General features: G+C 72.1%; 13 protein-coding genes. 10 read left to right on the forward strand and 3 right to left on the reverse strand.

Features of this window, described 5'->3' with window-relative positions; all coding sequences use genetic code 11:
* The first annotated feature begins 2 nt into the window (after positions 1-2).
* The 6 genes from ABXJ52_RS24525 (at position 3) to moeZ (ending at position 7,867) form a co-directional block, all read left to right on the forward strand.
* Positions 3-1,550 (forward strand): DUF3152 domain-containing protein, encoded by a 1,548-nt coding sequence (locus ABXJ52_RS24525; protein ID WP_367044835.1) that lies wholly within the window; start codon positions 3-5, stop codon positions 1,548-1,550.
* Positions 1,551-1,784: 234 nt separating this feature from the next.
* Positions 1,785-3,521, forward strand: a complete 1,737-nt coding sequence (locus ABXJ52_RS24530; protein ID WP_367044836.1) for a DUF3492 domain-containing protein — start codon at positions 1,785-1,787, stop codon at positions 3,519-3,521.
* Positions 3,518-4,756 carry a hypothetical protein gene (locus tag ABXJ52_RS24535; RefSeq protein ID WP_367044837.1) on the forward strand — a complete coding sequence of 413 codons (1,239 nt, stop codon included), beginning with the start codon at positions 3,518-3,520 and terminating at the stop codon, positions 4,754-4,756. The genes ABXJ52_RS24530 and ABXJ52_RS24535 overlap by 4 nt, the downstream gene beginning before the upstream one ends.
* Positions 4,757-4,934: 178 nt before the next feature.
* Complete coding sequence (locus tag ABXJ52_RS24540) at positions 4,935-5,888, forward strand: NAD-dependent epimerase/dehydratase family protein (protein WP_367044838.1); 954 nt, start codon at positions 4,935-4,937, stop codon at positions 5,886-5,888.
* Positions 5,876-6,625, forward strand: a complete 750-nt coding sequence (locus ABXJ52_RS24545) for a spherulation-specific family 4 protein (RefSeq protein ID WP_367044839.1) — start codon at positions 5,876-5,878, stop codon at positions 6,623-6,625. Before ABXJ52_RS24540 ends, ABXJ52_RS24545 begins: the two co-directional genes overlap by 13 nt.
* Positions 6,626-6,688: 63 nt before the next feature.
* Positions 6,689-7,867, forward strand: a complete 1,179-nt coding sequence (gene moeZ, locus ABXJ52_RS24550) for an adenylyltransferase/sulfurtransferase MoeZ (protein WP_363209138.1) — start codon at positions 6,689-6,691, stop codon at positions 7,865-7,867.
* Positions 7,868-8,002: 135 nt separating this feature from the next.
* Here moeZ and ABXJ52_RS24555 read toward each other — a convergent pair whose 3' ends face one another.
* From ABXJ52_RS24555 to ABXJ52_RS24565, 3 genes are all read right to left on the reverse strand, one after another.
* Complete coding sequence (locus tag ABXJ52_RS24555) at positions 8,003-9,568, reverse strand: alpha/beta hydrolase (protein WP_367044840.1); 1,566 nt, start codon at positions 9,566-9,568, stop codon at positions 8,003-8,005.
* Between the two features lie 91 nt (positions 9,569-9,659).
* Positions 9,660-11,204, reverse strand: a complete 1,545-nt coding sequence (locus tag ABXJ52_RS24560) for an alpha/beta hydrolase (protein ID WP_367044841.1) — start codon at positions 11,202-11,204, stop codon at positions 9,660-9,662.
* Between the two features lie 114 nt (positions 11,205-11,318).
* Positions 11,319-14,225 (reverse strand): lysylphosphatidylglycerol synthase transmembrane domain-containing protein, encoded by a 2,907-nt coding sequence (locus ABXJ52_RS24565; RefSeq protein WP_367044842.1) that lies wholly within the window; start codon positions 14,223-14,225, stop codon positions 11,319-11,321.
* Positions 14,226-14,386: 161 nt separating this feature from the next.
* Between ABXJ52_RS24565 and ABXJ52_RS24570 the strand changes: the two genes are divergently transcribed.
* The 4 genes from ABXJ52_RS24570 to ABXJ52_RS24585 all read left to right on the forward strand — a co-directional run bounded on the left by ABXJ52_RS24570 (position 14,387) and on the right by ABXJ52_RS24585 (position 22,737).
* The gene (locus tag ABXJ52_RS24570; protein ID WP_367044843.1) at positions 14,387-14,806 is read left to right on the forward strand and encodes an MGMT family protein; all 420 of its coding nucleotides are present in this window, start codon (positions 14,387-14,389) and stop codon (positions 14,804-14,806) included.
* Between the two features lie 251 nt (positions 14,807-15,057).
* On the forward strand, positions 15,058-18,273 hold the full coding sequence (locus ABXJ52_RS24575) for an ATP-dependent DNA helicase (protein ID WP_367049232.1): 3,216 nt from the start codon (positions 15,058-15,060) through the stop codon (positions 18,271-18,273).
* Between the two features lie 114 nt (positions 18,274-18,387).
* Positions 18,388-19,083 (forward strand): hypothetical protein, encoded by a 696-nt coding sequence (locus ABXJ52_RS24580; RefSeq protein ID WP_367044844.1) that lies wholly within the window; start codon positions 18,388-18,390, stop codon positions 19,081-19,083.
* 90 nt (positions 19,084-19,173) lie between these two features.
* Entirely contained in the window at positions 19,174-22,737 is a 3,564-nt protein-coding gene (locus ABXJ52_RS24585; protein WP_367044845.1) for an ATP-dependent DNA helicase, read from the forward strand.

The raw sequence follows: 22,737 nt of genomic DNA on the forward strand, positions 1-22,737 counted from the left end.
GAGTGGGACGTCATAGCCGCCGGGGTTCGGCCGACCTCGCAGACAACACGGACAACACGAACACCGACGACATACCGTCACCGCAGGGCGCACGCCCGCCGGGCCCCGGCACGGGCCGCCGCCGACGCGCCCCGGGAGACGAGGGCACCCCCGCCCACGGCTTCCCGCAGGCGACTCCGCCGCACGGGATCCCGCGGGCCAATGGGGCCCACGGTGGGCCCCAGGTCACTCCGTCGCACGGGGTCCCCCAGGCGACGCCCGCGCACGGCACGCCCCAGGCCACCCCTCCGCACGGCACCCCGCAGGCGACTCCCTCGCACGGCGTGCCGCATGTTCGTGGTGGGCATCCCGAGCAGCGTGAGTCCGGTGAGGCGTGGGGCGCCGGGCCGCGGCTCGGCGCCTCCTACGGGGCGCCCGGCGTGCGGCCCGCACCGCCCCGTATGCCGGGGCCGCGCCGCGAGTACGTGGACGCGTTCAGCGGCGAGTTCGCCGACGAAGACCTCTTCGGGGGCGGCGCGAGCCGTCCCTCGTCCATGTCGGCCGCTGCCCCGCCCCGCGACCCGTACGCCTCCGTCACCGACTGGGACCGCGCGGTCGACGAGGACGAGGAAGCTCAAGGAGCGCTCTGGGCCGACGGAGACGACGGAGACGACGGAGTTGGCGGGGCATACGGGGCTGACGAAGCCGACCCCTACGGCCCCGACGGACCCGGCGGCTTCGATGACGATGACGGCAGCGACAGCAAGGGTGGAGGCAAGGGCCGCGCCTTCACCGGCATCGCCGCCGCCGCTGTCACCACCGTTCTCGCGATCGTGGTGGCCGGCCAGGTGACCGACGGGCCGAAGGATTCCGCGCCCCGGCCGCAGGCGGCGAAGGGCCAGGAGAAGCGGGCGGCCGGCGGCGACGCGTCCCGTTCGGACGACCGCCCCACGCCTCCCGAGTCGGCCCCGGCGACGTACGAGACGAAGATGGCCAAGAAGTACCCGCTCGACGCCAAGCTGACGGCGTCCGGCGACTTCGACGCGATGGCCGGGTTCGAGAAGGCGCCGGGCAAGGGGCAGTTGTACCGCTACCGCGTGGACGTCGAGAAGGGGATGGGCCTGGACGGCGAGCTGTTCGCGTCGGCCGTGCAGAAGACCCTGAACGACGAGCGGAGCTGGGCGCACGGCGGAGGCCGGACCTTCGAGCGGATCTCCTCGGGGAAGCCCGACTTCGTGATCACGCTCGCGAGCCCGGGGACGACCGGGAAGTGGTGCGCGAAATCCGGTCTCGACACCCTTGAGCAGAACGTCTCCTGTGACTCCGCGGCCACCGACCGCGTCATGATCAACGCCTACCGGTGGGCGCAGGGCGCCAAGACCTACGGCGACCGCATCCACCCGTACCGGCAGATGCTCATCAACCACGAGGTCGGTCACCGGCTCGGCTTCAATCACACGGACTGCGCGAAGGACGGCGAACTCGCGCCCGTCATGCAGCAGCAGACGAAGTTCCTCGATCACGACGGGATCAAGTGCAAGGCCAACCCCTGGGCTTTCCCCAAGAGTTGAGCCCCCTGTCAGTGATGGCTGGCCGCAGCTTGACGCTCCGTAGCTGAAGAGCGCTCTCCGGGCCTCATAGCGCGACAGAACGCTACCGGCACGGGAAAGTTACTGCCGTTCACCCCTTTTGGTGGCGCGATGGACAACCGTCCATCGCGCCACCGGCTTGTCCGCATACGTTCGTCCCGCTGCGAGCCGCCGGCCCAACGGCGGCTCCCCACATGGGAGATCGGGGGTGTACGCGTGCGCATCGGACTGCTTACGGAGGGTGGCTATCCGTATGTGAGCGGTGAGGCCAGGCTCTGGTGCGACCGGCTCGTGCGCGGGCTCGGGCAGCACGAATTCGACATCTACGCCCTCAGCCGCAGCGAGCGGCAGGAGGCGCAGGGCTGGATCGAGCTGCCGCCCCAGGTGAACCGCGTGTGGACAGCGCCCCTGTGGACGGTCGATGACCACGGCGTGGCCTTCGGGGCCGGGTACGGACGGCGGGCGCGGCGGCGCTTCGCGGAGTGCTTCGGCGAACTGGCCGCCGCTGTGTGCGACTCCGGAGCGGCGGGCGCCGCGGGGGCGTCAGGCGCCGGCGACGCGTTGGCGGACCGTTTCGGCAGTGCGCTCCACGGCCTCGCCGAACTCGCGAGGGACCACGGCGGCCTCGTCGCCGCGCTGCGCTCCGAAGCCGCCGTGCGCGCCCTGGAGAGCGCGTGCCGCGCGCCCGGCGCACTCCGCACGGCGCGCGCCGCACGCGTACCCGACCTGCTCGCCGTGGCAAGCCACCTTGAGCGCGCCCTGCGCCCGCTCTCCCTCGACTGGTACGGGGACGACGGCCTCGGCGCGGTGGACCTGTGCCACGCCACGTCCGGCGGCCCGGCGGCGCTCCCCGGGCTACTCGCCAAGCACTTCTCCGGAGTGCCGCTCCTGGTCACCGAGTACGGCGTGCAACTGCGGGCGCACTACCTCGCGACCGGCGACGAGACGCTGAGTGCGCCGGCGCGGGCGCTGCTCACCTCCTTCCACGGCAGGCTCGCCGCCGAGGTGTACCGCCAGGCCACGATCATCACCCCCGGCAACACGCACGCCCGCCGTTGGCAGGAGCGGTGCGGAGCCGAGCGGACGAAGCTGCGCACGGTCTACCCCGGCATGGAGACGTCCCGCTTCGCCGAGGTCGGCGACCGGGAGGACCCGGGGGACCCCGACACCCTGGTGTGGGTCGGCCGCATCGAGCCCGCCAAGGACCTGATCTCCCTGCTCCACGCCTTCGCCGAGGTCCGCAAGGAGGAGCCGAAGGCGCGGCTGCGCATCGTGGGGGCGCCCGCGGAAGGCCCGGAGGCGCACGCCTACCTCGCACACTGCAGGGCGCTCGCCGCGCAGCTCTTCCCCGACGAGGCTCAAGGCGCCCACGCCGTCGGCGACAACCCCGTGTCCTTCGAGGAGATCGGCGCGCCCGGGACGCCCGAGCTGGCGGACGCGTACGCCGCGGGGAGCGTCGTCGTCCTCTCCAGCGTCGTCGAGGGCTTCCCGATCAGTTTGGTCGAGGCGATGTTCTGCGGGCGGGCCACGGTCTCCACGGACGTCGGCGCGGTCGTCGAGGTCATCGGCGGCACCGGGCTCGTGGTGCCGCCGCGCAATCCGCGGGCGCTCGGCGAGGCGTGCGTGGCGCTGCTGCGCGACGCCGGGCGGCGCGAACGGCTCGGGGCGGCGGCGCGTGCGCGGGCGCTCGAACTGTTCACCGTGGAGCAGAACACCGAGGCCTTCCGCGGCATCTACCTGGAGATCGTCTCGCACTGCCCGGTGCGCAGGGAGGCGCTCGACGACGCGGGCGAGCCGGTTCCCTTCGCCCATCCGGCGGAGGCGTACATGCCGGGGCGGTGGGCGGTCGCCGCGGGTGGTGTCGGCGCGGACGAGGGCGCGGGCCCGGGCGGGGCGCCCAGCTGGGCCCAGGAGACGGACAGACCGGAGCGGTTGAAGGGGGCGGGGGTATGAGCAGGGAGCAGCAGGTCGACGCGCCGCGGGCTCCGGGAAGTCCGGGCGGGTGGGACGTGCGGTCGGAGGAACTGGTCGCCGACGCGGCACTGGTGCGCGAGCCCGACGCCTGGCGGGGCTCCGGCGGTGGCGTCGGAGCGGGTGCCAAGCCCGCGCGGCGCGGCGCCGTGGATCCCGTGAAGGCGCTGATGCACCGGCATCGGGAGCTGTGCGAGCGCGCCGTCGACCCGCTGGAGATCGCCGCGGGCCTCGAGGCGCACGGAGTGACCGACCGGACGGCCGCACGGTTCAGGCACCGGGACGTGTTCGCGCTCGCCGAGGAGATGTACGCGCGCGTGCCGCGCGACGAGCGTGACGATCGCGGCGAGGGGGAGCGCGGGGCCTCCGTGCTCGCTCCCTCGCGCGGAGCCCCCGAAGTGCCCGCCGGATGGGCGCTGTTCGCCCTGCTGCCGGGGGTGGCCTGCGGACTCGCCGCCGTGGGGATCGAGCTGAGCGAGGGGCGTGCGCGGTACGCGGTGGGGCTCGGTGGCGCACTCGCCGTGGCCGTCGCGCTCCGGGTGGCCCTTCGGTACGGGCCGCTGCGTTCCGCGCACCATGTCGCGCCGGCCACGCGCGCGTGGGTGTGCCTTCTCGTGGCGTACGCACTCTTCGGCGACGGGCTCATGCGGGCCGCCGTCGCGGGCGGACCCGACGGCCTCTGGGCGCCGTCGACCGCCGCCGCACTGGGGCTCTCGCTCGCCGTGGCGCCCGCCGTGTGGTGCGCGCGGCTGTTCGCCGTGGGGGCACGGGGACGGCTTCCGCTCAGCCGAGGGCTCGCCGAGTTCACCGCAGCCGTGCGGCCGTTGCTGGTGGGAATCGTCGCGCTGTACCTGTGCGCCCTGGGCGCCCTGCTCGTGGGGGCAGCGGCGGTCTACGGCGTGCCCGCCTCCGCCGGCGCCTGGGCGCTCGGCGCCCTGCTGCTGCTGTCCCGGCTGCTCTCCTCGTACGGGTTCACGCGGGCGCCCCTGCTGATGCTGGGCGCCGCGGTCGCGGTGGAGGCGGTATCGCTCGCCTCCGTGTTCGCGGGGCGGCTGCCCGGGGCCGCGTGGCTCGCGGCGCCGGTGGAGGTCGCGGTCCGCGCCTGGGGGCCCGGTGCCGTACCGCTCGTCGCGTGCGGCGCCGCCGCGGGCGTGCTGTTGCTCCATTCCCTGCGGGTGCTCAGCCGGGCGTCCGCGCACGGCGACGGAGCGCCCTGAGGACGCGCGCCGCCAGAACTCCCTGGCCCCATGCGACATCTTCCGGGCCCCATTCGAAAACTTTCTCTCCCGCGGGGCCGACACCGCGGGCCTTACCCCGTGATTTACGGCAACCCCCTGAAGGAGAACGCCAGATGAGCACCCCCAGCATCCGAGAATCCGGCCCGGGAGCCGCCCGATGAGGGTGCTGCTGATCGGAGCCAACGGATACCTCGGCCGGTTCGTCGCCGACCGGCTGCTCGCCGACCCGGCGGTGCAGCTCACCGCGCTCGGCCGCGGCGACGACTCGGACGTACGGTTCGACCTCGCGAGCGGCAGCCCCGGCGCGCTCACCCGCTTCCTGGACGCCGTGCACCCGGGCGTCGTCATCAACTGCGCGGGTGCCACCCGTGGCGGCGCCCGCGAGCTGACCCGGCACAACACCGTCGCCGTCGCCACGATCTGCGAGGCCCTGCGCCGCAGCGGATGCGGGGCGCGGCTCGTGCAGCTGGGATGCGGTGCCGAGTACGGGCCGAGCCAGCCGGGGTCCTCCACCGCGGAGGACGCCGTGCCGAGGCCCGGCGGACCGTACGGCGTCAGCAAGCTCGCGGCCACCGAGCTGGTCCTCGGGTCCGGTCTCGACGCCGTCGTCCTGCGGGTGTTCTCGCCCGCCGGGCCGGGCACCCCGGCCGGATCGCCGCTCGGACGGCTGGCCGAGGCCATGCGGCGGGCCATGCAGGCCGGTGACGGCGAGCTCAAGCTCGGGGGCCTCGGCGTCCAGCGGGACTTCATCGACGTACGCGACGTGGCGCGCGCCGTGCACGCCGCCTCGCTCTCCGCCGCCCAGGGGATCGTGAACATCGGCGCCGGTCGCGCCGTACGACTGCGGGACGCGGCGGCCGTCCTGGCGCGCGTCGCCGGCTACGGCGGAGCCCTGCACGAGCTCGACCAGGGCGCCATGCGGCAGACCATCGGGCACCCCCGCGCCGAATCCGAGCACGGGAGCCCGGCCGCCTACCCCTACCCCGACGGATGCGGCAGCTGGCAGCAGGCCGACGTGCGCACCGCGCGCGACCGGCTCGGCTGGCGCCCCCGGATCAACCTCGAGGAATCACTCGCCGACATCTGGATGGAGGCGGCATGCCGCATCTGACCAGCACAGCCACGGGCACAGCGCACACCGACGTACGTCTCGGCTTCGGCATCCCCGGCTTCGCGCACCCCCTCGTCGCGCCCGCCGAATGGTCCGAACTCACCCGCCCCGGAACCCCTTTGGACTGGGTTGTCCTGAATGTCAGCCGGGGCCCCGGGGATCGTCCGGACCCGCACTGCCTGGCGGCGGCGGGACGGCTGCGGAACGCGGGCGTGCGTGTTCTCGGTCACCTCGACGTGACGTACGGCGCGCGCAGCTTCGGAGAGCTGATCTCCGACGCCCATCGCTACCTCGACTGGTACCAGGTCGACGGCTTCTCCCTGGACCGCTGTCCCACGGAGCGGGCGGCGCTCCCGGAGGTGCGCAGGACGGTCACGACGCTGCGGGCGCTCCGCGACGACGCGCACATCGTCCTCGGGCATGGCACCCACCCGTATCCCGGATACGCGGAATCCGGCGACCAGTTGGTGACCTTCTCCGGCCCCTGGAGCGATTACCGCTGGTCACAGGTGGCCGAGTGGACCGCCGACTACCCACCCGAGCGCTTCTGCCACTTCGTGCACGGCATGCCGCGCGGCCATCTCGACGAGGCGCTGCGCATCGCGCGCTGGCAGGGCGCGTCGACGATCTACTTCACCGACCGGGTGGACGGCGGGGGAGGGGACGAGCCCTGGGAGTCGATGCCCGGGTACTGGGACGAAATCGTCTCGCGCATCGGAACGGGTGTCTCGGAATGAAGAGGGGCGTGGCAGTGTTACGGACAGAACAACCGTTTCCATATACCGACCAACGGAGTCTCCGTGTCGCTGCCACCCCTGGTCGAGCCAGCATCTGAGCTCACCGTCGACGAGGTTCGCAGGTACTCCCGCCACCTGATCATCCCCGACGTCGGGATGGACGGGCAGAAGCGGCTGAAGAACGCCAAGGTGCTGTGTGTCGGCGCCGGCGGCCTCGGGTCGCCGGCGCTGATGTACCTCGCCGCGGCGGGCGTCGGCACGCTCGGCATCGTGGAGTTCGACGAGGTCGACGAGTCGAACCTGCAGCGCCAGATCATCCACAGCCAGGCCGACATCGGCCGTTCCAAGGCGGCGTCGGCGAAGGACTCCGTCCTCGGCATCAACCCGTACGTGAACGTGATCCTCCACGAAGAGCGGCTCGAGGCCGAGAACGTGATGGACATCTTCAGCCAGTACGACCTGATCGTCGACGGCACGGACAACTTCGCCACGCGTTACCTGGTCAACGACGCCTGCGTGCTGCTCAACAAGCCGTACGTCTGGGGTTCGATCTACCGCTTCGACGGCCAGGCGTCCGTCTTCTGGAGCGAGCACGGCCCGTGCTACCGCTGCCTCTACCCCGAGCCCCCGCCCCCCGGCATGGTCCCGTCCTGCGCCGAGGGCGGCGTGCTCGGCGTGCTCTGCGCGTCGATCGGGTCCATCCAGGTCACCGAGGCGATCAAGGTCCTGGCCGGCGTGGGCGACCCGCTGGTCGGCCGCCTGATGATCTACGACGCCCTGGAGATGCAGTACCGCCAGGTCAAGGTCCGCAAGGACCCCGACTGCGCGGTCTGCGGCCCGAACGCCACCGTCACCGAGCTCATCGACTACGAGGCCTTCTGCGGCGTCGTGTCGGACGAGGCCCAGGAGGCGGCGCTCGGCGCGACGATCACTCCCAAGCAGCTCAAGGAGTGGATCGACGCGGACGAGAAGATCGAGATCATCGACGTGCGCGAGCAGAACGAGTACGAGATCGTCTCGATCCCCGGCGCCAAGCTGATCCCCAAGAACGAGTTCCTCATGGGCACCGCCCTGGAGAGCCTTCCGCAGGACAAGAAGATCGTCTTGCACTGCAAGACGGGTGTCCGGTCCGCGGAGGTCCTCGCCGTGCTGAAGTCCGCGGGCTTCAGCGACGCGGTGCACGTGGGCGGCGGCGTGATCGGCTGGGTCAACCAGATCGAGCCCGAGAAGCCGGTCTACTAGGCGTAGCGCCTGAACGGACGACGAGGGGCCCGCACCTTTTGGTGCGGGCCCCCTCTCGTCCGCGGCCCGTCCGGGGCCGACCTCAGAGCATCGCCTCGACGGCTCGTCTTCAAACGCCGGACGGGCTGGGATTCCCTACGTCTCGCAGACCTTGCCGTCCTTCGGGGGCTTTCCGTTCAGCAAGTAGTCGTCGACCGTGTCGTCCACGCAGTCGCTGCCCATGCCGTACGCGCCGTGGCCCTCGCCCTTCCAGGTCAGCATGGTGCCGACGCCCTTGCCGAGTTCGTCGGCCATCTTCCGCGCACCCTCGTAGGGCGTCGCCGGGTCACCGGTGTTGCCGACCACCAGGATCGGCGCCGAGTCGGGGGCGCTGACCTCGGGGGAGTCGTGCAGCCCGGCCACCGGCCAGTCGTGGCACCAGCCCGCCGTGTCCCAGCCCATGAACTCGCCGAAGACCGGCGATATCTCACGGAACTCGCCCAGCTGTCGCTTCGCCTCGGCGGGCGTCGTCCGCGCCTTGCCGTCGCGGCAGGAGATCGAACGCTGCGAGTGGCTCTGCGTGCTGTAACGCCCGGACTCGTCCCGCTCGTTGTAGGCGTCGGCCATCTGCAGCAGGGCCGAACCGTCGCCCTTCTCGGCCTGTTCGAGGCCGCGGGTCAGGGCGGGCCAGCTCTGCTTGCTGTACAGCGTGACCGTGATGCCGGTGAGCGCCAGGGACTGGGTGAGCTTGCGATCGCCCGTCCCGGGCAGTGGCTTGGCGTCGAGGCGCTTCAGGAGGCGCACTATCTTCTGCGATCCGTCCTTCGGGTCCTGGCCCGAGGACTTCAGATAGTTCTCCAGGGCGCGCTGGAAGCCCCGCGCCTGGTTCTTGGCATGGCCCACCGAGTCCGCGCTCGGGTCGACGACGGCGTCCAGGGTCAGACGCCCCACCTTCTTGGGGAACAAGTGGGCGTACGTGCCGCCCAGTTCGGTGCCGTACGAGATGCCCATGTAGTGCAGCTTCTCGTCGCCGAGGGCCTGGCGCATCACATCCATGTCCCGGGCGGCCTCGCCCGTCGAGACATGGCCGAGGAGCTTGCCCGCGTCGCGCGCGCAGCCCGCGCCGAAGTCCGCGGCGTCCTTGAAGTACGCCGCTTCCTCGGCCGGGGTGTCCGGGGTGAGGTCGACGGACTCCGCGGCCTGGGTCTCCTTGTCGCTGCGACAGCGCACGCCCTCGCTTCCCGCCACCCCGCGCGGGTCGAAGCTCACCAGGTCGTACCGCTCGCGCAGCGTGCCGTACATGTCCGCGAACGACGGCAGCATGGAGACGCCGGAGCCGCCGGGGCCGCCGAAGTTGAACAGGAGCGAGCCGATGCGCTTGCCCTCGCCGGTGGACCGGGCGCGGATCAGGGCGACGTCGATCGTCTCGCCGTCCGGCTTCGCGTAGTCCAAGGGGACCTTGAGGGTCGAGCACTGCCACTCGGAGCCGGGCGCGGGCTCTGTGCCGCTCGCCTTGCAGCCGCCCCAGTCGAGCTTCTGCGTGGTGAGCGAGGCGGGCAGGGTGGAGGAGGGGTCGGGCTTCGGTGACTGCTCGGGGCCGGTCGGCGCGGGCTTCGCGTCGTCCTTGCCCCCACTCTCGTCGGAGCCACCGCAGCCGACGGCGAGCCCCGCCACCAGAACCCCTGCGGCGGCCAGAGCTGCTGACCGTACGAAACGCGGCATGGAGCGCTTCCCCCCTCGGAAGACAGTCAAGCCATAGTAGGCGGGGCCACTGACAGTGACCTGGGCGGCCCGGCGAACGGCCGCCGCTCCGTCACGAGCAGACCGTGCCCTCCTTCGGCACGGTGCCGTCCAGCAGATAGCCGTCCACCGCGTTCCGCACGCACTTGTTCTTGCTGTCGTACGCCCCGTGCCCCTGGCCCTTGTACGTCAGCTCGACGCCCACGTCCTCGCCCAGCGCGTCCGCCATCTTCTTCGCGCCCTCGTACGGCGTGGCCGGGTCGCCCGTGTTGCCGATGACGACGATGGGGGGCGCCGCCTGCGCGCTGACGTCCGGGTGCTCGGCGGCGCCGTCCACCGCCCAGTCGGTGCAGCCGACCATGCCCCACGCCAGGTAGTCGCCGAACAGCGGCGACGCCTCACGGAACGCGGGGAGCTTCTGCTCCACGTACTCCGGCGTGTAGCGCGCCTTGTCGTCCGCGCAGTTGATGGAGATGTTGGCCGCCTGGATGTTGCTGTACGTCCCGTCCTGGTTGCGGCCGTTCATGGCATCGGAGAGCGTCATGAGGATCTTGCCGTCGCCGTCGTACGCCTCGTCGAGGCCCTCCGTGAGATACGGCCAGAAGTCCGCGGAGTACAGCGCCTGCGCGATGCCGTTCGTGGCGGCGGTCTGCGTCAGCTTCCGCGGCGCGATGGCGGGCAGCGGCTTGGCGTCCAGGTCCTCGAGGAGCTTCGCGATCCTGTCCTTGACGTCCTTCTCGGTGTCGCCGACGGGGCAGTCCTCGACCTTCGACGTGCAGTCCTTGGCGTAGTTGTCCAGCGCGCGCTGGAAGCCCTCGGCCTGGCCGAGCGATCCCTCCTCCGCGGTCTCGGTGGGGTCGACGACCGCGTCGAATACGGCACGGCCCACCCTCTTGGGGAACAAGTGCGCGTAGACGCCGCCGAGTTCGGTGCCGTACGAGATGCCGAAGTAGTGCAGCTTGTCGTCACCGAGCACCTGGCGCATCAGGTCCATGTCGCGGGCCGCGTCGGTGGTGCGCACGTGGGGGAGCACCTCTCCGGAGTTCTTCTCGCAGGCTCCGTTGAAGCCCTTCACGTTGTCGACGAGCTTCGTGCGCTCGGCGCCGTCGTCGGGCGTGGAGTCCTGCTGGAAGTACGTGTCCAGCTGTTTGTCGTCCTCGCACCGCACGCCCGCGCTGCGGCCGACCCCGCGCGGGTCGAAGCTCACCAGGTCATAACGGGTGCGCAGTTTGGCGTAGTCCTCTCCGAAGGCGGGCAGAGTGGTGACGCCCGAGCCGCCCGGGCCGCCGAAGTTGAAGACGAGCGACCCGATCCTGCGGTCCTTGCCGCCGCTCGACGCGGCGCGGATCAGGGCGATGTCGATCGTGTCCCCCTTGGGCTTGTCCCAGTCGAGGGGCGCCTTCATGGTGGCGCACTGCCACTTGGCGCCGCCGGGCAGCGGAGAGGGTGCCTCACCTCCGCCTTCGGAGGCGGCGGGCGCGGGGCAGTCCTTCCAGCTGAGCTTCTGGGCCGACACATCCTCTGCCTTGGAGTCCTTCGAGCCGTCACCGCCGCAGGCCGCGAGGGTCGTGGACAGCAGGACGACGGTGGCGGCGGCACGTGCCTTGAGGTTGGGCATGCTCCCCATCCTGCGGGGGGCGCAGACGGGGCGCACGGCTGGCTCGGCCTTCCGTGAACAGGCGTCCTTCTCTTAAAGAAGCGCTCCCTTCTCTAAAGAAGACCCTCCCTGTCTCTAAAGAAGGCCCTTCCTGGTCAGGTGGTTGAAGAACAGCCACCCCGGGAGCACCGGCAGCCACAGCGTGAGGAGTCGGAACAGAAGCACCGCCGGAGCCGCCACGTCCTTGGGCACGCCCACCGCGACAAGACCGAGGGTGAGCGTCGCCTCGACGGCCCCGATACCGCCGGGCGTGGGCGCCGCGGAGCCGAGCGCGTTGCCGGCGAGGAAGACCACGGCGACGCTGGCCAGGGTCAGGGGCGTCATCTCCGTGGTGCTGAAGGCACGTACCGAAGCGTCGAGACAGAGCACGAACATCAGCGTCAGGAGCAGCATGCCGCCGATGCCGGTGAGCAGCTTCTGCGGGCGTTGCAGTACGTCGAGCATGCGCGGCACGACGCCCGCGAAGAGCGAGCGCACGCGCGTGACGACGAACTTCCGTAGGAAGGGGATCGCGGTCACCACGAGGACGAGCACCGCGACCGACAGGAGACCCGCGATGACGGTCCGGGACGGCGACAGGGAAGGCGTCTTCTCCGTACCGGTCACATAGCCGAAGATCATCAGCAGCATGATGTGGGAACCGAGCCCGAACAGCTGCGAGGCGCCGACGCTCGCCACCGCGAGTCCGGAGCGCACCCCGGAGCGCTGCAGGAAGCGCGTGTTGAGCGCGACGCCGCCCACCGCCGCGGGCGCCACGATCTTCACGAAGGACCCGGCGACCTGCGCCTGCACGGCCCGCAGGAACGGCACACGCTCCGGCACGAAGCCGAGCAGGCTCATGGCCGCCGCGAAGTAGCTCAGCGCCGAGCACGCCACGGCCACGGCGACCCAGCCCCACTCGGCCTCGCCGATGATCGTGTTGAAGTCGACGTGGGTGAGCTGCGAGAGCAGGAAGTACGCGCCGATGGCTCCGGCGATGAAGCTGATCAGCGTGCGCGGCCTGATCCGCTCCAGCTGGGCGGGTTCGACGGGCGCCTGCGGCCGGATCAGCAGCACCTGGTGGCGGATCTGGGTGAGCAGATCCTCCTCGCGGGCCTGGTCGAGCGCTACGTCTATCGCCTGCTTCTCGGCCTGCTTCTCCGCGCGTACGGCCTTGCGGTCGGGCCCCTTCGCGCCGCCCTGGGCGGTCTCCAGCGCCTCCGCCGCCGCGTCGGCGTCCGCCTCCGCCGCGCGGGCCAGCTTGTCCTTGCGGGACGCGTCGAGGACCGCCTCGCGCTCGCGCTGGGACCGCTCCCTGGCCAGCTTGCGCAGCGTCCCCCGGGTGGAGCGGGTCAGGGCGATGGGCTGGAGCAGCGGCAGACAGTCGGCGACCGTGTCGGGGCCGAGCACTTCCACCGCGGTCGCGACGGCGCGCTCGGCGCCCACGCGAAGACCGAAGGCGGTCAGGAGCTGGGCGATGTCCATCCGCAGGACCAGGTCGCCCGCGGCGATCTCACCGCCTCGCAGGTCGGTCAGGATCACCGTGCCGGAACGATCCACCAAAATCGCGTCGCCCGCGAGCCTGCGGTGCGCGATCCGCCGTGACTGGAGCGCCTGCACCTGCCGCCAGGTGTCGCACAACAGCTCGTCGGTGATGGCGTCGTCCGGCAGGGAGTCCAGGGTGCGGCCGCCCGTGTGCTCGTAGACGAGGATCACCGCGTCGGGGCCGAGCTCGGAGGTGGCGATCAGCTTGGGCGCGTTGGCCCCGGCCGCGATCGCCGCGTACGCCAGGAGGGCCTCCTGCTCCAGGGCCTGGCGCAGTGACTGCAGGCTGCGGCGCTGGGTGATGCCGCGCAGCGTCAGCCTGCGCCACACGCGGTAGAAGAAGCCCTGCGCCTGCTGTTCGCGGTCGATGACCGTGACGTCCAGGGGCGGGCCGTCCTCCAGGGTGACGAAATAGCGGCGGCCCCGGTCGCCGTGCTCGCTGTCGGGGGACTCCTCGCGGGCCGCGCTCACCGGGCGGAAGCCGACGTGCCGCAGACCGGCGAGGAGCGTCTGGCCGGTGGGTCTGACGTTCGGCGAGCCGACCGCGTACAGCGTGCCGTAGGCCACGCTCCAGCCGAGCAGGACGGTGAGGATGATCGAGAACGGCGTCGTGTAGCCGGTGACCAGCATGGTGAAGGCGTCGAGCAGGAGCACCACCCACAGGACCACCCGCCAGCGTGGCCGCCGGGACATCCCCACTGCTGTCATGTACGCGATGACGGGCGCGAGATAGCCGTGCACGGGGTCGGTGAGCGCGTGCAGATCGCCGGGCGACGGCCGGGTCAGCGCTTCCTGGATGGAGTCCGGCGCGGCCTTGGCGACCCACAGGTCGGTGGCCAGCGTGACGCCGTGCGCCAGGACGGCCGCGAGGACGCCGTCCGCGATGCGCAGGCCGTCCCGTTTGACCAGCCGCTCGATCGCGAACGCGACGGGCACGAGCAGGACGCCGATGCTCGCGGTGAGGCCCGCGAACTTGATCAGGAGGTCGGGGGCCTGTTCCGTGCCCTTGTCGATGTCCTGGGCGAGTCCTGACGTCGTGCCGTGCGCGAAGGCGGCGATGGCGAGGACGACGACGATCCCGAGGATGCCGACGAGCAGCCGCATCAGGTCCGAAGGGCGGTGCACGCGCGCGGCGAGCAGCGGTTCGTCGCCGGCGACGCGGTCGGAGTGCGCCTCGCTGTCGCAGTCGTCGACGCAGTCCTCGGAGCCGTCGGAGCCCTCGGGGCCGCGGCCGTCGGAGCCCGCGGCGTTCCCGGGAACGAAGGCGGCGTGGGCGCCCTGCTCGGCTGCCGGCCGAGCGTCCTCGTCTCTGCCGGACTTCTCGTGCTTCTCGTGCTTCTCGTGCTTCGTCAGGGAGTGCCCACCGGTGTCCGGGTGCGCCTCGGCCGCAGGGGTGCCCGCCGTCTCATCGGGGTGCACATCCTGCTGCTCCGTCGCCTCTTCTTGATCTCGTATCACCAGTCACCGCCCGCACGATGGTGGCATGCCCCACCGACAGAGGGGGGCATCAGGGTGCAATGCGGGGGCGCAAAGTGTTCACCCAGCTCCAGTTTGTCTCCTGCCGCACACTCTGTCGCGGGCCGCTCACGGTGTCGGTGGCGTACGGCAGGATGGTCCGGATGAGCGAGGAGAGCGGACCGGAGCATGGGCTTCCGGAGTACCCGGAGTACGCGGAGCGGGTCCTCGAGGTCGCGGAGCTGATCCCTCCGGGGCGGGTGATGACGTACGGGGACGTCGCGGAGTGGCTGGAGGAGGGCGGACCCCGGCAGGTCGGCAGGGTGATGGCGCTCTACGGGGGCGCGGTTCCGTGGTGGCGAGTGGTCCGCTCGGACGGCGTGCTCCTGCCCGGACACGAACTGCGTGCGATCGGCCACTACCGCGCGGAGGGCACCCCGCTGCGTGAGGCGAGCCGCGCGGCCCAGGGCCACGTGCCGCGCCTCGACATGCGGCGGGCGCGGTGGGACGGCACGGCAGCGGTCCACGACGCGGCGGGAGGCGGCGGCGCCGACCGCCCGCAGGCTCCGGAGGCTCACATCTGACAGCTTCGGCCATCCCGCGCGGTCGCGGGGGGCCGGTGGCCCGTACGGGGGAAGCCACGCGTCCCGCACGTCCGCTGGCGTAGCGTCGACAGCACGCATTTCTCTCACCCCGCAGCCATCGCGCAGCCGTTTTCCACCACGTACACCCACCAGGACCGGCGACCCACGTGAGCTCCACTTCTTCCGCCCGGCACACCCGGCACCCGTCGCACCACCCGGTGCGACAGGGGGCCCAGGGCGCCTATCGACTGGTGCGTACCCCGCCGGTCCGCGTGGACCCCCCTCGTCTTGACGCACGGCAGCGTGCGGTGGTTGACCACCCCGGAGGACCGCTGCTCGTCCTCGCGGGGCCCGGCACCGGCAAGACGACGACGCTCGTGGAATCCGTCGCCGCGCGCGTGGCCAAGGGCACGGAGCCGGAGCGGGTCCTGGTCCTCACCTTCAGCCGCAAGGCCGCGGTGGAACTGCGCGACCGCATGGCGCTGCGCATGGGAGCGGCCAACGCCCCGCAGGCGACGACCTTCCACTCCTTCTGTTACGCCCTCATCCGCGCCCACCAGGACGCGGACCTGTTCGTCGAGCCCCTCCGCCTCCTGTCGGGTCCCGAGCAGGACGTGGCCGTACGGGAGCTGCTCGCGGGCCAGATCGACCTGGCGGGCGAGGGGCGCTCCCACGTCCGCTGGCCGGACGAGCTGCGCGCCTGCCTGACCACGCGTGGCTTCGCGGACGAGGTGCGCGCGGTGCTCGCCCGGAGCCGTGAACTGGGCCTCGGCCCCGACGCCCTGGACGCCTTCGCCCGCCGCGCGGGCCGCCCGGACTGGGGCGCGGCGGCGGCGTTCCTCGCCGAGTACCTGGACGTACTCGACATGCAAGGAGTGCTCGACTACGCCGAACTGGTGCACCGCGCGGTGCTGCTCGCCCGGCGTCCCGAGGTCGCACGGGCCCTCGGGGCGCAGTACGACGCGGTGTTCGTGGACGAGTACCAGGACACGGACCCGGCGCAAGTACGGCTACTGCACGCGCTGGCGGGCGGCGGACGCTCCCTCGTCGCGTTCGGCGATCCGGACCAGTCGATCTACACCTTCCGGGGCGCCGACGTGAACGGCATCCTGGAGTTCCCCGACCGCTTCCCGCGCGCGGACGGCACCGCGGCGCCGGTCGAGGTCCTGACCACGTCCCGCAGGTCCGGCTCGGGTCTTCTCGCCGCCACGCGCCTGCTCACCCGCCGTATGCCGCTGACCAGGCTGCCCGCCGAGAAGGTACGGGCCCACCGGGAGCTGGCCGCGGTCAGGGACGGCGGCCACGTGGAGACCTACACGTACCCGACGTCCGGCGCCGAGCTCGACAACATCGCGGACATCCTGCGCCGCGCGCACCTGGAGGACGGCGTCCCCTGGGGCGAGATGGCGGTCCTGGTCCGCGCGGGAGCCCACACGATCCCCGCGGTCCGCCGCAGCCTCACCGCGGCCGGCGTCCCCCTGGACATCGACGGCGACGACATCGCCCTGCGCCACGAACCGGCGGTCACGCCCTTGCTGACGGCGCTGCGGGCGGTGGCGACGGCGGTGGTGACCCAGCCGCCGCCAACTGGGGCCTGGCTCGACACCGAGACCGCCCTGACCCTCCTGACGTCCCCCCTCGCCGGCATGGACGCCGCTGATCTCCGGCGTCTCGGGCGGGCCCTCCGTGCGGAGGAGCGTGCCGCTGGGAACCACCTCCCGCCGCCCTCCGACGACCTCCTTGCGCGCGCCCTCGCCGAACCGGAGCGGCTCGTCGCGCACGACCCCGCGTACGCGCGTGGCGCCCAGCGGCTCGGCGCGCTGCTGAGCAAGGCCCGTGGGTGTCTCGCGGGCGGTGGCACCGCCGAGGAGGCGCTCTGGGAGCTGTGGGACGGCACACCGTGGCCGCGCCGCCTGGAGCGGACCGCGCGACGCGGAGGCGCCGCGGGGCGCAACGCCGACCGCGATCTCGACGCCGTCTGCGCCCTGTTCGCGTACGCCTCCCGTGCGGAGGAGCGCACCGGAGGGCGCGGCGCCCTCAACTTCCTGGAGGAGACCGAGGCGCAGGACATCGCCGCGGACACCCTTATGCGCAGGGCGGTACGCCCCGACGCCGTACGCCTGATGACGGCGCACCGTTCCAAGGGCCTGGAGTGGCGGCTCGTGGTGGTCGCCGGTGTCCAGGAGGGCCTCTGGCCCGACCTGCGCCGCCGCGGCTCCCTCCTGGAGGCCGACCGCATCGGAAGTGACGGCCTCGCCGAGCCCCTCACTCCCGGAGCGCTCCTCTCCGAAGAGCGCCGGTTGTTCTACGTGGCCGCCACGCGCGCGCGTGAACGCCTCGTCGTCACCGCCGTCAAGGCGCCCGCGGACGACGGAGACCAGCCGTCCCGCTTCCTCACCGAACTCGGCGTCGAACCCAAGGACATAACGGGCCGCCCGCGCCGCCCCCTGTCCGTCTCCGCGCTCGTCGCCGAGCTGCGCTCCACCACCGTCGACCCCCGGGTCTCGGAGCCGCTGCGCGAGGCAGCCGCACACCGCCTGGCCCGGCTCGCCGCGCTGAGCGACGCCGACGGGCGCCCGCTCGTGCCGTCCGCGCACCCGTACCGCTGGTGGGGCATGTACGAGCCGACGGCGAGCGAAGTCCCCCTGAGGGACCGCGACAAGCCCGTCGTCCTCTCCGGAAGCGCCCTGGACCAGCTCGCCAACACCTGCTCCCTACAGTGGTTCCTCGGCCGCGAGGTGAAGGCGGACGCCCCCGCCACCGCGGCGCAGGGCTTCGGCAACGTGGTGCACGTCCTGGCCGACGAGGTCGCGTCCGGCAGGACACCCGCCGATCTGGCCGTCCTTATGGAGCGCCTCGACTCGGTCTGGGACGCGCTGGCCTTCGACGCTCCTTGGAAGTCGGCTCAGGAGAAGGAGCACGCGCGCGTGGCGCTCGAGCGCTTCCTCCAGTGGCATGTGATGGACCGCGCTGCCCGCACGCCCGTCAGCAGCGAGCACGACTTCGACGTGACCCTCGAAGCGGGCCCCTATGAAGTACGCGTACGCGGATCCATGGACCGCGTCGAGCAGGACGCGCACGGGCGTGCCTACGTAGTGGACTTCAAGACCGGCAAACAGACCCCCACCGCCGCCGAAGTGGCCCGCCACCCGCAGCTCGCCGTCTACCAACTCGCCCTGCGCGAAGGCGCGGTCGACGACGCCTTCGAAGGCGTGCGCCCAGAGGCGGGCGGCGCGGAACTGGTGCAGCTGCGCCAGGGCGCCGCCAAGAAGGACGGCGGCGAAGCCCTCCCCAAGGTGCAGGCCCAGGAGCCGCTCTCCGGGGAGTGGGTGGGCGACCTCCTCGCCACCGCGGCGGGCAAGGTCCTCGACGAACGCTTCACGCCCACCACCGGCCAGCACTGCACGCACTGCGCCTTCCGGGCCTCGTGCAGCGCCAAGCCGGAGGGCAGGCAGGTCGTGGAGTGACGCCCCCGGAGGGAACCAGTGGCCAACGTCACCTCTCACACCTTGTGTTCATAGCAGGCTCACAGGCCATCTAAAGTCGCGGCAAAGCTCTACGTCTTCTGAGGAGAAACACACATGGCAGCCAACCGGAAGCTCCTGGCCGCGGCAGTCGCCTGCGCCGCCGCGTTCGTCGGCATCACGGGCTGCTCCAGCGAGGAGAAGGACCCCTTCGAGGGAATGAGCGCCGACAAGATCGCCAAGAAGGCGTCCGACGCGTCCAAGGACGCGGGCTCCTTCCGGGTCGCCGGCGAGGGCAAGCAGGACGCCGAGACGGTCAAGGTCGACTTCTCGGTCGCCAAGTCCGGTGACTGCAAGGGCAAGGTGGGCGGCGGCGCGGCCGGCACCGCCGAGCTGCTCGTGTCCGGCAACACCCAGTACATGAAGGGCGACGAGGCGTACTGGAAGAAGGCCATGGGCGGCAGCGGCAAGGCCGCGGCCCTCAAGGACAAGTGGGTCAAGACGCCGAACGGGGAGAACGGCGGTGTCTGCGACCCCGACGCCATGTTCCAGTCCAAGGACCTCAAGGACATGAAGCGCGAGAAGGACTCCGAGGTCGACGGCAAGAAGGCGGCCGTCCTCACGAAGAACAAGTCGGGCAAGAAGACCACCTTCTACGTCGCCGCCGAAGGCAAGCCCTACTTCCTGAAGGTCGTCACCTCGGGCAAGGAGGACCCGGGCACGATGAACTTCTCGGACTACGGCAAGCCCGTCGCCGTCAAGGCCCCGGCTCCGGGCGACGTCATGGACATGGAAGAGCTCATGAAGTCGTGACGCCCGGAAAGTCCTGACGCCAGGAGCGAAGGCGGTCACTGACACCCGGGCCCGCCCCGATTGTCAGTGGCCGCCGCTAGCCTCTCTGACGTGCCACCTCGTATCACCGACCCCGAGCAGCTCAAAGAGCTCCTCGGCATCCCGTTCACCCCGGAGCAGACGGCCTGCATCACCGCGCCGCCCGCCCCGCAGGTGATCGTGGCCGGAGCCGGGTCGGGCAAGACGACGGTGATGGCGGCCCGCGTGGTCTGGCTGGTCGGCACGGGGCAGGTCGCCCCCGAGCAGGTCCTCGGCCTGACGTTCACCAACAAGGCGGCGGGTGAACTCGCCGAGCGGGTGCGCCAGGCGCTCATCAAGGCCGGCGTCACCGACCCCGAAGCCCTGGACCCGGACCATCCTCCGGGCGAGCCGGTCATCTCCACGTACCACGCGTTCGCGGGCCGCCTGCTGACCGACCACGGCCTGCGCCTGGGACTCGAACCCACCGCCCGGCTGCTCGCCGACGCCACCCGCTTCCAGCTCGCCGCGCGCGTGCTGCGCGAGGCGCCGGGCCCCTATCCCGCGCTGACCCGTTCCTTCCCCGACCTCGTCAGCGACCTCCTCGCCCTCGACAGCGAGCTCGCCGAACACCTCGTACGGCCCGAGAAGCTCCGCGCTTACGACACCGAGCTGCTGAGCACCCTGGAGGGCGCCAAGCTCTCCAACGCCGACCTGCGCAAGGTGCCGGAGACAGCCGCCGCCCGGCTCGAACTGGCCGAGCTCGTCGGCCGCTACAGGGAGGCGAAGCGCTCCCGCGACCTCCTCGACTTCGGCGACCAGATCGCCCTCTCCGCGACGCTGGCCCGCACGCGCGCGGAGGTCGGCGAGATCCTGCGGGACGAGTTCCGGGTCGTCCTGCTCGACGAGTACCAGGACACGTCGGTGGCCCAGCGCATCCTCCTGGCAGGCCTCTTCGGGGGCGGAACGGGCCACCCCGTGACCGCGGTCGGCGACCCCTGCCAGGCGATCTACGGCTGGCGCGGCGCGTCCGTGGCGAACCTCGACGACTTCCCCGAGCACTTCGCGTACGCCGACGGCAGCCCCGCCGCCCGCCACGCGCTCAGCGAGAACCGCCGCAGCGGCGGCCGTCTCCTGGACCTCGCGAACGGCCTCGCGGAGCCGCTGCGGGCCATGCACGCGGGCGTGGAGGCGCTGCGGCCCGCGCCCGGGGCCGAGCGCGACGGCATGGTGCGCTGCGCCCTGCTGCGTACGCACGCCGAGGAGATCGACTGGCTCGCCGACTCGATCGCGCACCTCGTGCGCACCGGCAAGGCCCCCGGTGAGATCGCGGTCCTGTGCCGCACGGCCACCGACTTCGCGCAGATCCAGGGCGCGCTTGTGGCCCGCGATGTCCCCGTGGAGGTCGTCGGCCTCGCCGGACTTCTGCACCTCCCCGAGGTCGCCGATCTGGTCGCCGTCTGTGAGGTGCTCCAGGACCCGGGTGCGAACGCCTCCCTGGTGCGCCTGTTGACCGGCCCACGCTGGCGCATCGGCCCGCGCGACCTCGCCCTCCTCGGCCGCCGCGCGCGCCTTCTCGTACGTCACGGGCACGCCTCTCCGGACGACGACCCCGACCGGCGTCTCGCCGAAGCGGTCGAGGGGGTCGACCCCGCCGAGGTGATATCGCTCGCGGACGCGCTCGACACCTTCCTGGAGACGCCGCTGGAGGAGGACACGGAGGACGACGGGCTGCCCTTCTCGCCGGAGGCGAGGGTGCGGTTCGCGCGTCTCGCCGCCGAACTGCGCGATCTGCGCCGCTCGCTGGCCGACCCGCTGATGGACGTGCTGCACCGGGTGCTCGCCGTCACGGGCCTCGAGGTCGAACTTTCCGCGTCACCGCACGCCCTCGCGGCCCGCCGCCGCGAGACGCTCTCGAACTTCCTGGACGTCGCCGCGTCCTTCGCGGCGAACGACAGCGGGGCGAGCCTGCTGGCCTTCCTCGCCTTCCTGCGGACGGCCGCGCAGTACGAGAAGGGCCTGGACAACGCCCTGCCCGGCGGCGAGAACACGGTCAAGGTGCTCACCGCGCACAAGTCCAAGGGCCTGGAGTGGGACGTCGTGGCCGTCCCCGGCCTGGTCACCGGTACGTTCCCCAGCACCCAGGGCCGCGAGAAGTGGACGGCCCAGGGCAAGGTCGTCCCGCACGCGCTGCGCGGGGACGCGGCGACCCTGCCCGACATCGAGGCGTGGGACTCGCGGTCCATGAAGGCCTTCCACGAGGACATGAAGGAGCATCAGCGCACCGAGGAGCTCCGCCTCGGCTATGTGACGTTCACCCGCCCCCGCTCGCTGCTCCTGGGCTCCGGCCACTGGTGGGGCCCTTCGCAGAAGAAGCCGCGCGGCCCATCGGACTTCCTGAGGGCGCTGTACGACCACTGCGCGGTGGGTCACGGCGAGATCGAGGCCTGGGCGGACGAACCGGATGAGGGCGAGGAGAACCCCGCCCTGGCGGAGGGCGCCGCCGAGCACGCGTGGCCGCTCCCGCTGGACGACATGTCCCTGGCTCGCCGTAGGGCCGCCGCCCGGACGGTCCTCACGCAGTTGGACCGCCTGACGGGGGAGGGGGCCCCCGATGCGACGGACGACGCCCGCTCGCACGAGGAGCCCCACCCGTCGGCGTACGACGATGTGCCCCCGGCCGAGGACCCGGACTGGCCACCCCCTCCGGAGGACGAAGAGCCGCCGGACGCCGCCCCCGGGGACGCCGACCCCGAGGACGCCGACCCCGAGGACTGGGACTCCTGGACATCGGCCCGCCCGACAATCCCGCACCAGGCAGCCGCCCCGCCCTCCGAGCCGCAGGCCCGCCCGCACCCCGCGACCCCCGACCCGCAGGAGCCCCGCCTCACCCCGGAGGAGGCCCGCCTCACCCCGGAGGAGGCCCGCACGCTCGCCTCCTGGGACCGTGACCTGGACGCCCTCACCGGCGAACTCCTGCGTGCCCGGGAGACGATCAGGGACATCCCCGTACCGGCATCCCTCACCGCGTCTGAGGTGCTGCGTCTCGCCGCCGACCCGGAGGGCTTCGCGCAGGAGCTCGCGCGCCCCATGCCGCGTCCACCACAACCCGCGGCCCGACGAGGCACCCGTTTCCACGCCTGGATCGAGACGCGCTTCGAGGAGCTGCGCCTCCCGCTGCTCGGCCCCGAGGAACTGCCGGGCGGCGGCCCCGGAGAGGCCGAGATCGCCGACGAGCGCGACCTGGACGCGCTCAAGGAAGCCTTCGAGCGCACCGAGTACGCCCACTGCACCCCGCACCGCGTCGAGGTGCCCTTCCAGCTGACGCTCGCCGGTCGTGTGGTCTGCGGCCGGATCGACGCCGTCTACAAGGAGGTCGACGGCGACGACGTGACGTACGAGATCGTCGACTGGAAGACCAGCCGCACCCGCACCGCCGATCCCCTCCAGCTCGCCGTCTACCGCCTGGCCTGGGCCGAGCTGCACGACGTGCCCCCGGAGTCCGTGAAGGCGTCGTTCCTGTACGTGCGCAGCGGGGAGATCTCCCGCCCCGCGCACCTGCCGGGCCGGGCCGAACTGGAGCGGATCCTCCTTGCGGAACCGGACGGGCAGCCGGGTGACGAACCACCGGACGAAACGGCTCCCGGGGGCGGCTAG

Origin of the sequence: Streptomyces sp. Je 1-332, from assembly GCF_040730185.1 — a bacterium.
Lineage (GTDB): Bacteria > Actinomycetota > Actinomycetes > Streptomycetales > Streptomycetaceae > Streptomyces.